Raw genomic sequence first — 15,317 nt, 5'->3', positions numbered from 1 at the left:
TGTCAGTTTATCAAAAACGATAATAACAAAATAATATAATTATTAATAGAAAAAGCGAGCATATGAATTTTTAATTTATCATTCTCGTTTTTTCTAATATCTAACGATTTATAAATAATAACCTATTTTATGAAAAATCTGCAAAACGCCTTGCTATATTTCACTTTTAAATATAATATAATAATGATATTTTATAAATCATATATCGAAAGTATATTAAGTCAGGAGTGATTCAATGCTTCAATTTTTGAAACCGGCAAAACATATAGAACCTTTGCCTAAGGAGCAAGTGGATGATACATATAAGAAATTACGCTTTCAAGTATTCTTAGGTATCTTCATTGGTTATGCAGGTTATTATTTATTGCGTAAAAACTTTTCATTAGCAATGCCATCATTAATCGAGGATGGCTTTAGTAAAGGTGAACTTGGTATTGCACTTTCAGCAATTTCGATTGCTTATGGCTTTAGTAAGTTTATAATGGGAACCATTAGTGACCGTAGTAATGCCCGAATATTTTTAACTTTAGGCTTAATACTAACGGCAATTGTAAATTTATTACTTGGTTTTGTGCCTTTCTTTACATCAAGTATTACAATTATGTTCGTGTTACTATTTTTAAATGGGTGGTTCCAAGGTATGGGGTGGCCACCTTCAGGACGTGTTCTTGTCCATTGGTATAGTGTCAGTGAACGTGGTAGTAAGACTTCAATATGGAATGTAGCTCATAATGTAGGTGGCGGTTTAATGGCGCCTATAGCGACATGGGGTATTTCCATGACATCAATGTATAATTTTGGTTACTTAAAAGGCTTTGAAGGTGTATTCATTTATCCAGCAATATTAGCCATCGTTATTGCGATTATTTCATACTGTTTAGTTAGAGATACACCTCAATCACAGGGGTTACCACCAATTGAACATTATAATAATGACTATTCTACATCATCTAAACAGACATTAGAGACAGAACTGACTACGAAAGAAATTTTATTTAAATATGTTCTGAATAATAAATGGGTTTGGGCAATTGCCTTTGCCAATATATTTGTTTATTTTGTACGTTATGGTGTGTTAGATTGGGCACCTACATACTTAAGTGAAGAGAAGCAATTCAATCTAAGTGAGTCGGGTTGGGCGTACTTCCTATATGAATGGGCAGGTATCCCAGGTACATTATTATGCGGTTACCTATCTGATAAATTATTTAAGGGACGTCGTGGCCCAGCAGGATTTTTCTTCATGCTAGGTGTAACAATATTTGTACTTATATATTGGCTGAATCCTCCTGGTAATGCTTGGTTAGATAATGTATCACTCATTGCTATTGGGTTCCTTATCTATGGACCGGTAATGTTAATTGGCTTACAAGCGTTAGATTATGTTCCTAAGAAAGCAGCTGGAACTGCAGCAGGATTAACTGGGTTGTTCGGTTATTTATTCGGAGCTGTAATGGCTAATATCGTATTAGGATTTGTAGTGCAACATTTTGGTTGGGATATTGGCTTTGTATTATTAACTGTTATTAGTATTTTAGCAATGCTTAGCTTCTTACTAACTTGGAACAAACGTGGTCAAGAATAAATACATTAATTGAGCTAATCACGTCAATTAATGAATTATATGGGTATGAATGAAGTTTTAACTACTGAATCTATGTAGTTATCAAAATTTAGTAACTAAATAAATATCAAAATATATGATTATCATGAGGGCGAAGATATGAAACTTTATTAGTTTCAATCTCGCCTTTTTTTTCGTTCTGTCTAAAGTCAGTCTTAAAATACTGTCATTATAGTATGTAAAAGCATTTAGACAAAGAAAATTGTGCAGATGTTAAAAAACTTTGATAGTCTAATAATATATTTTATCTTAATCTCTATTCGAAGGAGCAAAAAGCAATGAACCTAGGTCATCAAATCAAATATTTTCGCCAACGTGATCAACTTTCTCAAGAAGATTTAGCTAACAAACTATATGTTTCACGACAAACAATATCAAACTGGGAAAATGATAAGAGTTATCCTGACGTGCATAATTTGTTAATGCTTAGTTCATTGTTCGATGTTTCTTTAGATGATTTAGTCAAAGGAGATGTAGAGATTATGGAGCAAAAATTAAGAAAAGCTCGGTTTAACTTGTGGACGCATTTAATGATATGGCCAATGCTAATGGCTGCAATTTTAATTGGACCAGCAATGTATTATTGGGGAACAGTTGGTACTATAATCGAAGTTATATTATTAGGTATTGGTATAATGGCTTCTATTAAAGTGGATAGCATTAAGAAATCATACAATATACAAACTTATGACCGCATCGTTGCGTTTATGAAAGGTAACGACCCAAATGAGGTCAAGACTACTAAATTAAGAAATGTAGCTACATTTTGGTACAGCTTTATATTAGTTGTAGGTACATTTTTAATAATCGCACTAATAAGTACTTTTATTTTTAAATGATAAAAATAGTGAATATGGTGTTTTAAAAGGATTGAGTGAATAGAGGACATTATTCAAAAGTAATAATAATCATAATATTTTTGTGTAATTTTATATTTTTCAAATAATTTTTCTGTGATAGGGAAGAGATGTAAAAAGATAAAATATTGTGGGAATTCAAAAGTATATTAATCAATATTAATTATTGATTTTAGACGTTAAGTTTTTCCAATATAGGGGGACAATTATGGGAGAAACTTTTTTTACACTTCTTTCTTGTGCAGGTTTTATGGCATTTGTTGCTTGGTATTCTTACCACAAAACTAAAAATAAAGTTAATGATTCAACGGGATATTTCTTAGCAGGAAGAGGATTAACAGGTGGCTTTATAGCAGGCTCTTTAGTATTGACAAACTTATCTGCAGAACAATTAATTGGATTAAATGGTCAAGCCTATAATGCTAATTTAACTAATATGGCTTGGGAAGTCACAGCGGGCTTTTCTGTTATTATTTTAGCACTTGTACTATTACCACGTTATTTAAAAGGTGCATTTACAACATTACCAGAGTTTTTAAATGCTAGGTTTGATCAAGGAACAAGATTGCTAGTTGTATTATTATTTATGCTTGGCTATGGCCTTATTACAATACCGTCAGTTTTATATTCAGGAGCGATAGCCGTATTACAGGTTTTTGATATACCTAATATGTTAGGTATTACATTTGAACAAGCTATGTGGTTGTCAGTTTGGACGATAGGCATTATAGGTTCTATTTACGCTATATTTGGAGGATTACGTGCGGTTGCTATCTCAGACACCATCAATGGCATTGGTTTATTGCTTGTTGGTCTGATTGTACCTATATTAGGTTTTATAGCATTAGGAAACGGTGATTTTTTTATAGGTATAAAAACAGTAGTGACAGAACATCCAGAAAAACTGAATTCTATTGGCTCTAGCAGTGATGGTGTACCTTTTGGAACTATATTTACTGGTATGCTATTCGCTAATTTATTTTACTGGGGGACTAACCAATATGTTATTCAACGTACGTTAGGTGCCAAAAGTCTTGCTGAAGGTCAAAAAGGAGCCTTGCTTACAGGTTTTTTAAAAATATTAGTTCCATTTTTGATGATGATTCCTGGTATAATAGCCTATCATCTCTATGGTCCTAAGTTAAAAAACATGGATTTAGCCTACCCAACACTAATAAATGATGTTTTTCCTACGTTTTTAAATGGTTTCTTTTTAGCTGTATTATTAGGGGCAGTTTTTTCAAGTTTTAATTCTTTGTTAAACAGTGCTGCAACCATGTTTTGTTACGATATTTATAAAGTTGTGCTGAATAAAAAAGCAAATGACCAAGAAATGATAAGAGTGAGCCAATGGTTTGGCGTTATATTATCATTATTAACCTTCTTTATTTCGCCGTTATTACTGTATGCTCCAGACGGCTTATGGACGATTATTAGGGAATTTACAGGTTTTTTTAATATACCAATTATAGTAATCGTATTAGTGGGTATATTTTCAAAAACTGTTCCAGCAATTGGAGCTAAAATTGTTATTATATCGCATGTAGTGATTTATTATATGTTAATGTGGGGTTTACCAACAATTTTCAATGTAACGATACCCATTAACTTTATTCATATTCAAGGACTACTTTTCTTAATAGAATTACTGTTTTTATTAATTTTAGGAAAAATAATGCCATTACAGGTTCCATTTACATTTCAGAACAAAGCTGTTGTTAATTTAACACCATGGAAATATGCTTTGCCAGTTTCAATTTGCTTATTAGGGAGTATTGTTTTTACATTTGGGTTATTTTCTAAAATTGGTTTAGCAATAGAAGGCAGTATTGTATCTATATGGTTTTGGCCATTTACTATAATATTAACTATTTGTACGATGGCATTATCATTTATTTCTATAAAAAATTGGAAGAAAAAGTATTTACATGAATAGAAGCGATATCCAATTAAAAATTATAAATTTGTGTGTCTAATGTGTTATTGATAACAAAGCAACTCTCATTATTTACCCATAATAAAAAAGGAAGGCTTTTACTACAATATATAGTAAAAGCCTTCCTTTTATTTTTTAGATACTTGCTGGTCAAGTCTGTCTGATTACTATTTATATGTTATTCATCTTGTAAAAAAGCATTATAAATTTTTTTAGTTTTATGTTCAATATCTTTTTCGCAGTAATACCAAGTTTTACAGTTATAGTTAGTATCATTTATATGGCCATTGGCATCTTTAAAGTTAGCGGGAGGTATGGATAGTACTTTGTCTCCTGGTTGCCAATTCTCGGGTGTTATTGAATCATTTTCGTCAGTAGTTTTCAATGCTTTTACTATGCGTATAATTTCGTCCACATTGCGTCCAATAGCAATAGGGTAATACATAATCGAACGCACAATTAAATTATCGTCGATAATCAGAACTGCACGTGTAACTGATTCATTGTTATCCTCTTTAGACAATACACCATAGTCTATTGAAATTTGTTTACTTGAGTCAGAGATAAGTGGAAACTCTATATTAATATTAAAAGATGACTCTATATTTTTTAACCAAGATATATGAGAAGCGATACTATCCATACTTAAACCTAAGACAGATATTTGTAAATCTTTAAGTTCTTCATAATTTTCTTGTAACGTTATAAACTCAGAAGTAGATACTGGAGAAAAGTCAGATGGATATGCAAATAATAGCGTCCATTGTCCTTTAAAGTTGTCTAAAGTTACTTCCCCATGGGTTGATAATCCTTTGAAATGCGGGGCTTGCTGACCAATGTAGAGTGAATTGTTCATATCATAACCTGTTTCATTTTCAAAACTCATAACACTAACCTCACTTCGCTTCAAATTGTGAAAACATGCGTGTCTACTAAAGGTCCTTTAAAGTTTTATATTTTAGCCTGTATTTTAGTAATATTTAAACTAATCAAGGATCCACCTTCATTTTCTGAAACATTAAATTCTGTTATAAAATAAGACTGATTTTTGGTGAATTTATATTTGACAATATACTTATTGCCTCTCTTAAAATATTCATAGGAATATAGAGGAGATACTAAACGAGATAGTTTCTCTAAATATCGTTCTTTGACATATCTGTTAATACTTATATAATTTCTACTAATATATAACTTTTTTCTTAATTTGGAGAGTTCCCTAGGCCCTAATAAATTACAAAAAAGCTGGGAATTTTTTTCATTTATACTGAGAATAAAATTTTCGATGCAATCTTCTATTTTCATAGAATCACCTCTATCTATTTATTAAAAGTTAAACTCTCGAAAAATGGTCTATAATACTTTAGTTAAAAATTTAATTGTAAGCATGTGTCATAACTAATAAATACTGTGTTGTTTCTAACGATAAATAAAAAGTATTTGTATGAAAATGAATTGGGAATTTTCGTATTAATACTAAGGCGTTGGGGTAGTATATTGTACGTTATTACTTAATAGGCGGCTTCATTGTCGAAAAGTGAAAGTAAAATTTTTAGTAATGTTTTACTGTGATTTTAGATAACTTAATCTATAAGCTAAATTAATTAGTAAGTTAGTTAATTTAGAGCATCTATGTCTGAACTTTTCTACGTGTTCTATAGAGATTATTGGTCATTTTAAGCTACCTCCTTTAATATTTTTTGAAAATGTAATATTTCACCACTATATTAATATTCCCAGCAATTATTTTATCAAACATTTAAAAGTGTATTTAAAATAAGTTTTATTTTAGTTATATTCAAATATTATTAGTGTGGCAAATCAAAATAATAAATAATTTTAATGGTGAACTATGTTTTTTAAGTTATACGAATATGAGGTTAATTATAGCGAAATATATAATAAATTCACCCTTGAGGTTTACGTTACGTAAAGGTGTAAAGTGAAATTTGAAAGGAGGTAAATGATGACATATACAGTAAGTCAATTAGCTGAAATATCAGGCGTAAGTAATCGGACTTTACGTTATTATGATCAAATAGGTTTACTTAAGCCAGCTAGAATTAACGAATCTGGATATCGTATATATGAGCAAGAAGAAGTGGATATACTTCAACAAATCGTATTTTACCGTGAATTAGATGTCAGTTTAGATGAAATTAAAGATATTATTCAACAACCAACTTTTAATAAAATGAAAGCTTTAGAAAATCATTGTCATAACTTGAAACAACAACGTGAACGCCTCGATAAAATCATTCAAACAGTTGAAAAAACGATTGCTAACAATAAAGGAGAAATTACCATGCAAGATAAAGAAAAATTTGAAGGATTCAAGGAAAAAGTTATTAAAGAAAATGAAACACACTATGGAAGAGAGATAAGAACGCAATATGGAGATAATCTTATAGATCAAAGTAATAAAAAATTTAAGAATATGACACAGATAGATTACGATGCTTGGAAGAATTTGGAAAAAGAAATTATTGATTTATTACCTAAAGCATATCAAACAGGCAATCCAACTTCTGAACTTGCACAATTATTGGCAGCAAAACACAAAGCTTGGCTCATGTATACGTGGCCTGAATACTCTAAAGATGCTCATGCGGGACTAGCAGAAATGTATGTTAATGATACTGCTTTTACTAATTATTATGATAGACACGTTGAAGGTGGTACACAATTTCTTAAAGATGCGATTTTAGTATTCGTTGGTGAAGTATAAGCACACCATGATGTTAATTAGCATTAAATATATAAGATGCCACACTCTATATGATTTTGATATATAGAGCGCGGCGTTATTTTAGTTGTTTTTACGTTCAGTTATACAGCCGTCCTTTGAACCACATGAGCTACACTTTCCAGATTTGGATTTTCTAATAAATCTAGTGAGTGTATATACGGTATAACTAAATATTGCAGCAAACACAATAATATTTATTAAAATAGTCATAAAATCACTCCCTCATATAAATAGATGGCCAATCTGATAGAAAATGAATGATAACACATAGGCAGCAATTAAAGGATATGCAACCGCTAGTACAGTCCATTTAAGAGAATAAGTTTCTTTTCGAATAGTTGCTACGGTTGATAAACATGGTATATATAATAATATAAATATCATAAATGCATATGCAGATAATGGTGTGAATTGCTCTTGGATAATATTGACTAAACCTGACTCATCGGAAGCATAAATAATTGCCATTGAACTGACAATGACCTCTTTTGCAAGGAAGCCAGGAATTAAAGTTGCACCAGCTTGCCACGTGCCAAAACCTAATGGGGCTATAAAAATGGCAAAGAAGCTACCAATTGCATGTAAAAAGCTATCATTGACGTCTACATTAAATCCACTAGGTCCAGTGTAATTTAATAACCAAATTACAACTGAGCCACCAAAAATAAATGTACCTGCTTTTTTTACAAATCCTTTAGCTTTTTCCCATGTGCTTCGCCACAGTGTCTTGATAGATGGCATACGGTATGTTGGTAATTCTACTATGAATACAGAGTCATCATCTTTCAATACAGTCTTAGTCAGAATTATACTCGTAGCCAATGCTACAATGATGCCAAGGATATAAAGACTTAATACAATCAGCGCTTGCTGCTGTGCAAAGAATACACTAACAAATAAAGCATAGACCGGTAGACGTGCAGAACAGGACATAAAAGGTGCAATTAAGATTGTTGTAAGTCGTTCTTTTTCACTTTCGATACTACGAGCAGCCATAATACTAGGCACATTACAGCCAAATCCTATAATCATGGGAATAAATGATTTTCCACTTAATCCAAAAATTTCCATAATTCTGTCCATGAGTACAGCAATACGAGCCATATACCCAGAGTCTTCTAATAATGAAATAAAGAAGAAAAGTACCATGATTTGAGGTACAAATACTATGACTGCACCTACGCCGGCGATAATACCATCAGTGATTAAATCCTGTAAAAATGGTACTAAACTAATGCTTTCCATGACGGATTTAACAGTGTCGGTTAGTCTTCCTCCAATAAATTCATCAAGTTGATCTGATAGTGGTGTGCCTAACCAAGTAAATGTTATTTGAAATATCAACCACATAATACCTAGGAATATAGGAATACCTAGAAATTTGTGCGTTAATAATTTATCTAAACGTGAAGAGAAGTATTGATGTTCTTCATCAGGGTATTCGACAACGTCAGATAACAAAGCATCTATATAATCGCTTCGTTTTTGTTGTATTACTGCTCGAATATCAATGGATTGGGAAGCGGCTAAATGTTGACGTAAAGGTTCAATTCGATTAATTAAAGTTTTATCAAGAAGTTCATGGATTTTTGGATTATCTAACAAAAATTGTATGGCGATAAAACGTAATAAGTGCTTTTCGAAATTACTGTGCTTCAGTAGTTGATTTGATATGTTTTGGATTGTATTTTCTATAATTTCACCATAATTAATTTGTAATGGTGAATTTCTAGTCAAATGTGTATCGTTTAGTGCTTCTAATAATTTTTTAGTACCTTTCCCATTTCTAGCGATAATAGGAAGTAAAGGAGTTTTTAATTTTTTCATGAGTGCGTCTTGATTAATATGGATACCCCGTTTCGCAGCAACATCAATCATGTTTAAGCCTATAATTATTGGTGCACCGAGTTCCATTAATTGAACGGTTAGTTGTAAATTTCTTTTTAATTGGCTAGCATCAACGATATTAATCATGCCAGAAAACTCATTTTTTAATAAGTAGTCGGTAACTACAGTCTCATCTTTTGAAATAGGTGATAATTCATATATTCCAGGTAAATCAATGAGCTCACCAGCATTAGATTTAAGACGTCCTACCTTCTTCTCTACAGTGACCCCACTCCAGTTACCTACATATTCGTATGTGCCAGTTAAAGCGTTAAATAATGAGGTTTTTCCTACATTAGGATTTCCTAAAATACAGAAACTATTAGTCATGAGATTCCTCAAGTAAAATATGACATGCATCACAACCACGGATACTTAAATTTTGGCCATTTATTTCCAAAATACAAGGGCCTCTAAATAAGCATTTTTGTTTAATTTTTACATTCGATCCAGGGGTTACACCTAAAGCGTTAAGACGCTGAATCATGTGTGTGTTTTTGATTTTCATACCTTTAATTTTATAATTTTTTTCTAAAATACCAGTCTTTAAATTCAACATACTCATCACTCTTTCATAATAATAATCATTATCAATTATATAGTTATATTTTGAGCAATAGAAGTCGTTGGCATATTGTATTTATGAAAACTTTGTTAAACATTTTTGAGCAAGACATACATTATTTGAAGTAGTAAAAAAGATATTATTTAGTAATCCATAATTAATTATGTAAACGGGTATAGTATAGTGAGCAAAGATGTTGTAATTATTATTGTGTAATAATACACTACAGTAAACATCAATTTTATTAATTAACTAACTTGAGGTTTGTGAAGATAAAGAGATACATAATGATTAAAGACAACTAGATTATTTGAAATCAATCTAATTCTTGAAGCAATGTGATGTTTATAAGCAGCAACTTTAAAATACGCATTAAATTAGGAGGGATTCAAATGACTATCCGTGAAAACAAAAGCATTAAAGTGAAAAGACTGAATGAAGCGCGATCAAGTGGTATATCTGTCATGATTGAAGAAGGCGGCTTAGGAGCAGATCAATATTATCAAATAGAAAAACAAAATGCTAAAACATCTGAAGAACACTTACATCAGTTTGAACACGAAGTTAGCGAAAAAAGTGACTTAGAACTTGTTGAACTATTAATCGTTAATGCCCAAGAAAGTACTAACAGAGAATATAGCGAAGCATTAAAAGTAATTAAATTAGAAATATTAAAACGTATGGAATAAATTTAATGTGAAAGTGGTTGGGAGTTACATCCCAGCCACTTATTTTTATCTCATGAGTTAATCAACTTATCTCATCCCTTCAGAACATTGTAAGTAAACTATTTAATAGGTGAATCAAGCAAAAATATAAAGTGTTAAAACTAATAATATTTATTATTAATTTTAAAATACAAATAAATATATTGCTTATTATTAATGCTAGGCATAAAATATAATTAATAGTGATAATCATTATCAATAGGAGGGGCCAAATGAAACAATTATTAAGTTTTATTATTTTAGTAGTACTGTTGCTCTCAGCGTGTAGTAATGAGTCAAAATCTAATGAAAAAGAAAGCACGAAAAGTTATACATTGGGTAGTGGTAAAAAGGTTGATATTCCAAAGCATCCAAAGCGTATTGCAGTTGTGGCTAATACATATGCAGGTGGCATAAAATATTTAGGTGGTAATATAATCGGTGTTACTAAAGATATAGAAAAGAGTAATGTTCTAAAAGATAAATTTAAAAATACTGCAAAGCTAAATGAAAACGATGTGGAAAAAGTTGTAAAACTTAAGCCAGATTTAATTATTGTTGATACTACTGACAAAAATATTAAAAAGTATGAAAAAATTGCGGCAACATTACCAATCGAATACGGTAATAAAGATTATTTAGACACGCAAATTGAATTAGGTAAGATACTTGGTAAGGAGAAAGAAGCTAAAGATTGGGTGGAAAAATGGAAAGCTCAAACTGCTAAGGATTCTAAAGAAATCAAAGGGCATATAGGAGAAAACGCAACAGTTTCAATTTTTGATGATTTTAGCAAAAACATCTATGCATTTGGTCCAGAGTGGGGACGTGGCGGAGAAGTGTTATATCAAGCATTTGATTTAAATATGCCTCAACCGTTAGAAAAAGAAGTCAAAAAAGATGGTTGGAAAGAATTATCACAAGAACAACTGCCGAAGTTTGCTGGAGATTACGTTATCACGATGAGTGAAGGCAAAGCTCAATCAGAATTTGAAAAAACAAATATGTGGCAACAAATACCTGCTGTTAAAAATAATCATATTATTAAAGTGAAAGCCGAGACATATTGGTACAATGACCCGTATTCATTAGCATTTCAAAGAAAAGAACTTAAAAATAATTTAATGAAATAAGCAAAAAAAGAGTGGGACAGCAATCATATATTATAAAATGATTGTCGTTCCACTCTATTAATTATTTATCCATTAAATTCTTCAGGGTTTGGCCCAATTCTTTTATCTTGATTTAAAGCATCAATACGATTAATTTGAGCTTCAGTTAATGAAAAATCAAAAACATTTATATTTTCTTCAATTCTATGTGGTGTTACAGACTTAGGAATTGTAACAACACCATGTTCAATGTTCCATCTGATCACAATTTGTGCAGGAGATTTTCCAGTTTCATCGGCTATAGCATTTATTGTCTCATCTGTAAGGATTTCAGCATTCATTAAAGGTGACCAAGATTCCATTTGAATAGATGCTTGAGCTAAATAGTTTCTTAATGGTTCTTGTGTAAAGTATGGGTGGAATTCTACTTGGTTAATAACTGGTTTAATAGTCGTTTTCGCTTCTAGCAACTCTAATTGTTCAATTGTAAAGTTACTAACACCAATATTTTTAACTTTGCCTTCATTATATAGTGTTTCCATGCCTTCCCAAGTTTCTAGCATAAGTGATTCATTTGTGCCTGGCCAGTGAATGAGGTATAGGTCTAAGTAATCTAATCCAAGATTGCTTAATGACGTTTCATAGCCATCTTTCACGTTATCTTTACCATAGTGATTTAACCATAATTTAGATGTAATAAATAAATCTTCTCTTTGTATACCTGCTGCTGCTATACCTTCTTGTATACCTTGTCCAACCATTTCTTCATTAGCATAAACTAATGCCGCGTCGATACTACGATATCCGTTAATGATTGCATGCTTAACTGCATTTTTTGCTGTATCATCATTTTCTACTCTAAAGACGCCTAAGCCAAGTTGTGGCATTGAGTTGCCATTATTAAAAGTTATATTTTGCATCATTATGCTCCTTTTCATTAAATAAAATTTAGTAAATTATTACCTATGAACGCCATTTTAAACCTCTTAATAGGAAAATGTAAGTACGCACTTTAAAGTAACCTAGGTAAAATTACTTAAAAATAATAATTCTTTTTGAAAATGGCATGTACAATAGTTTCAAATATCATTATACTTAAAAACATGTTTGTTTTAAAAAAAGCTAGGAGATATAAAAATGAATCTAATACATAGAATACTACGTAAAGAAGATGTATCGCGCTATCAAAATAAAGATGCGCACTTAGAGCGTACACTTCGCGTTAAGGACTTTTTAGCATTAGGTGTTGGGACAATCGTTTCAACTGCTATTTTTACATTGCCAGGGGTTGTGGCTGCGGATCATACGGGACCTTCCGTCAGTCTATCCTTTTTAGTTGCAGCAATTGTGGCAGCTATGGTTGCATTTGTATATGCTGAAATGGCAACAGTAATGCCGTTTGCAGGCTCTGCATATACTTGGATTAGTATATTATTTGGAGAGTTTTTTGGTTGGATTGTTGGCTGGGCATTAATCGCTGAATATTTAATTGCAGTTTCCTTTGTAGCATCTGGTTTTTCTGCAAATTTAAGAGGGCTGTTAGACCCCTTCCATATTTCTCTACCTAATTCACTTTCAAATTCATTAGGTACTGATGGTGGGGTAATAGACTTGATAGCAGCAATTGTAGTTGTTATTACTGCTTTATTATTGTCTAGAGGTACTTCAGAAACAGCACGAGTACAGAATATATTAGTTGTGTTAAAAGTACTAGCAATTTTCCTATTTATAATAGTAGGTTTATCTGTAATAGACATTGGACATTATGTACCGTTTATTCCTGAATATAAAGAAACGGCAGCAGGTGCTTTTGGTGGCTGGCAAGGCATTTATGCAGGCAGTTCTGTTATATTTGTTGCTTACATTGGTTTTGATTCTATCGCTGCCAATTCTGGTGAAGCTATTAATCCACAAAAGACGATGCCTAGAGGGATTTTAGGCTCATTGCTAATTGCCGTGACGTTATTCGTCATTGTAGCATTAGTACTAGTGGGTATGTTTGATTATAGTGAATATAAAAATAATGCTGAACCAGTTGGTTGGGCATTACGTACAAGCGGTCATGGCACGATTGCCATTATTGTACAAGCCATTTCTGTCATTGGTATGTTTACTGCATTAATTGGAATGATGCTAGCTGGTTCACGCTTACTTTACTCATTTGGTAGAGATGGCATCCTTCCGTCTTGGTTAGGTAAATTGAACAATAAGAACTTACCGAATCGCGCCTTAGTCGTATTATCTATCGTTGCGGTAATTGTTGGATCTGTATTCCCATTTGGATTCTTAGCTCAATTAATTACTGCAGGAACATTAGTAGCCTTTATGTTTGTAACAGTGGGTATTTTCGCTTTACGTAAGCGAGAAGGTAAAGATTTACCATTACCAGCATTTAAATTACCTTTGTATCCAGTTATGCCAATACTTATCTTTATTTGTGTGTTTGCAGTATTTTGGGGATTAAGTGGACAAGCTAAATTCTATACATTGATTTGGTTTGTCATTGGTATAGTATACTACCTGTTCTATATCATTAAGACGAATGGTCAACAAAAATAGTTAGATGTAAATGTTAAAATATAATATTAAAATGTACACTTCAAACTGCCATCAAGTCTTTGACTTGATGGCAGTTTTTTTCATATCCCTCCTTATGGTAGGAGTTTATGAAGGTATAGTGTGTTTGTGATTCTTATTTTCTTCTATAAACATTCTCTTTGTAATAGTACTATATACAAAATTTTCTTTTATTAAACTTTGAATAGCTTCCTATTTTTTTGATTATTTTAATAGTATATAAAAACATGTTTTATTGATTGATAAATATATAAAAAATGATTTATAACTGATTTTTATGTTATTATCGTGATTGTCATTGATATTTCGTTTTTAAAATATAATTAAAAGGAGTGTTAGTGTGGATAATAAGCATTACATTATTACTGGGGGAACCAGTGGTTTAGGTTACTCTATCGTTAAAGCATTACTTAATAAAGGATGTAAAGTTACTATTCTATCGCGAGATTTATATAAATATAATCAAATTGAATTATTTAAAAATAACAAGAATGTTCAGGTTATAGAATGTGACCTATTAAATATTGAAGATTTAACATTGTTGGAGAGTAAATTAAGCAATGATATAGACGGTTTTATTCATTGTGCAGGTTTGAGTTATATAGTAAATATGTCTTCCATCTCTATAGAGCAAATGAATGAAATTTATAAAATTAATACAATTAATTTTTCTATTTTATTGAATGTTTTGCGAAAATTTTTTGTTGAAGAACCAACAATTGTAGGGGTTTCCAGCTTTGCTTCATTAATAACAGATAAAGGTACTGGTCATTACGGAGCTTCTAAAGCGGCATTTTCTCAAATATTAAATACTTTAAGAATGGAAGAGCCAAAGTACCATGTTCTTGTAGTAAATCCAGGACCAATAGATACTCCTTTTTTAAAGAAAGCAGATCTGCATGGACTATATAAAAACATGAATAAAACATTTATATTAAATCCTGATAAATTAGCAGAAACTATAGTAAAAGGTATTCAAAAGCAAAAAGAAGAAATAAACAAGCCCCAACTTGTTTATTATCTTTTAAAAATATATCAAATATCACCATTATATTTGAAGAAAAAATTACACAAATACTTGGCTTAAAAAGAAATAAATAGCACATCCTGGGATCTAGTAATCCAAAGTAAATAAAACTTGCTACTTTTTAGTTGATGAAATGTATTTATGTTTCAGAATCTATTAATATAAATACTTTTCTGTTTTATTGAACTATACTTATTTGAATATATAATTGTAATAAAAATTACAAAGAATATCGTCATAAAATAATGTGCAAATGAATATAACGTGTAATTATAT

At 31.1% G+C, this 15,317-nt stretch carries 14 protein-coding genes; 8 read left to right on the top strand and 6 right to left on the bottom strand.

The window, feature by feature from the left end; all coding sequences use genetic code 11:
* Positions 1–235 precede the first annotated feature (235 nt).
* From glpT to ACM591_RS01160, 3 genes are all read left to right on the top strand, one after another.
* Positions 236–1,585, top strand: a complete 1,350-nt coding sequence (gene glpT, locus ACM591_RS01170; RefSeq protein ID WP_326008162.1) for a glycerol-3-phosphate transporter — start codon at positions 236–238, stop codon at positions 1,583–1,585.
* A 317-nt stretch (positions 1,586–1,902) separates the two neighbouring features.
* Complete coding sequence (locus ACM591_RS01165) at positions 1,903–2,463, top strand: helix-turn-helix domain-containing protein (RefSeq protein WP_069796794.1); 561 nt, start codon at positions 1,903–1,905, stop codon at positions 2,461–2,463.
* 226 nt (positions 2,464–2,689) lie between these two features.
* A complete protein-coding gene (locus ACM591_RS01160; protein ID WP_029378717.1) occupies positions 2,690–4,417 on the top strand; it encodes a solute:sodium symporter family transporter in 1,728 nt (575 codons plus the stop codon).
* 178 nt (positions 4,418–4,595) lie between these two features.
* Here ACM591_RS01160 and ACM591_RS01155 read toward each other — a convergent pair whose 3' ends face one another.
* Complete coding sequence (locus ACM591_RS01155) at positions 4,596–5,303, bottom strand: peroxiredoxin (RefSeq protein WP_029378718.1); 708 nt, start codon at positions 5,301–5,303, stop codon at positions 4,596–4,598.
* A 65-nt stretch (positions 5,304–5,368) separates the two neighbouring features.
* Positions 5,369–5,722, bottom strand: coding sequence for a hypothetical protein (locus tag ACM591_RS01150; RefSeq protein WP_029378719.1), 354 nt, complete (start codon positions 5,720–5,722; stop codon positions 5,369–5,371).
* Between the two features lie 661 nt (positions 5,723–6,383).
* On the opposite strand from ACM591_RS01150, the gene ACM591_RS01145 reads away from it, so the two are divergent.
* Positions 6,384–7,145, top strand: coding sequence for a MerR family transcriptional regulator (locus tag ACM591_RS01145; RefSeq protein ID WP_058625792.1), 762 nt, complete (start codon positions 6,384–6,386; stop codon positions 7,143–7,145).
* An 81-nt stretch (positions 7,146–7,226) separates the two neighbouring features.
* On the opposite strand, the gene ACM591_RS01140 is transcribed toward ACM591_RS01145, so the two are convergent.
* From ACM591_RS01140 to ACM591_RS01130, 3 genes are read right to left on the bottom strand one after another with little or no spacing between them, the layout of a single operon-like run.
* A complete protein-coding gene (locus ACM591_RS01140; protein ID WP_080661273.1) occupies positions 7,227–7,376 on the bottom strand; it encodes a FeoB-associated Cys-rich membrane protein in 150 nt (49 codons plus the stop codon).
* Between the two features lie 12 nt (positions 7,377–7,388).
* A complete protein-coding gene (gene feoB, locus ACM591_RS01135) occupies positions 7,389–9,383 on the bottom strand; it encodes a ferrous iron transport protein B (protein ID WP_029378721.1) in 1,995 nt (664 codons plus the stop codon).
* On the bottom strand, positions 9,376–9,612 hold the full coding sequence (locus ACM591_RS01130) for a FeoA family protein (protein ID WP_029378722.1): 237 nt from the start codon (positions 9,610–9,612) through the stop codon (positions 9,376–9,378). The genes feoB and ACM591_RS01130 overlap by 8 nt, the downstream gene beginning before the upstream one ends.
* 398 nt (positions 9,613–10,010) lie before the next feature.
* Between ACM591_RS01130 and ACM591_RS01125 the strand changes: the two genes are divergently transcribed.
* Both ACM591_RS01125 and ACM591_RS01120 read left to right on the top strand, forming a co-directional pair.
* Positions 10,011–10,307, top strand: coding sequence for a hypothetical protein (locus ACM591_RS01125; protein ID WP_029378723.1), 297 nt, complete (start codon positions 10,011–10,013; stop codon positions 10,305–10,307).
* A 251-nt stretch (positions 10,308–10,558) separates the two neighbouring features.
* Positions 10,559–11,458: an ABC transporter substrate-binding protein gene (locus ACM591_RS01120; protein ID WP_029378724.1), complete on the top strand. Its 900-nt coding sequence runs from the start codon at positions 10,559–10,561 to the stop codon at positions 11,456–11,458.
* Between the two features lie 65 nt (positions 11,459–11,523).
* On the opposite strand, the gene ACM591_RS01115 is transcribed toward ACM591_RS01120, so the two are convergent.
* Positions 11,524–12,357: an aldo/keto reductase gene (locus tag ACM591_RS01115; protein ID WP_038679475.1), complete on the bottom strand. Its 834-nt coding sequence runs from the start codon at positions 12,355–12,357 to the stop codon at positions 11,524–11,526.
* A 217-nt stretch (positions 12,358–12,574) separates the two neighbouring features.
* Here ACM591_RS01115 and ACM591_RS01110 point away from each other — a divergent pair, with 217 nt between their 5' ends.
* Positions 12,575–13,996 (top strand): APC family permease, encoded by a 1,422-nt coding sequence (locus ACM591_RS01110; RefSeq protein WP_029378726.1) that lies wholly within the window; start codon positions 12,575–12,577, stop codon positions 13,994–13,996.
* A gap of 358 nt (positions 13,997–14,354) precedes the next feature.
* A complete protein-coding gene (locus tag ACM591_RS01105) occupies positions 14,355–15,101 on the top strand; it encodes an SDR family NAD(P)-dependent oxidoreductase (protein ID WP_029378727.1) in 747 nt (248 codons plus the stop codon).
* Positions 15,102–15,317 lie beyond the last annotated feature (216 nt).

This window comes from Staphylococcus sp. Ze2, from assembly GCF_048568365.1.
GTDB lineage: Bacteria > Bacillota > Bacilli > Staphylococcales > Staphylococcaceae > Staphylococcus > Staphylococcus xylosus.
This window is presented reverse-complemented; position numbering and strand designations above follow the sequence as displayed.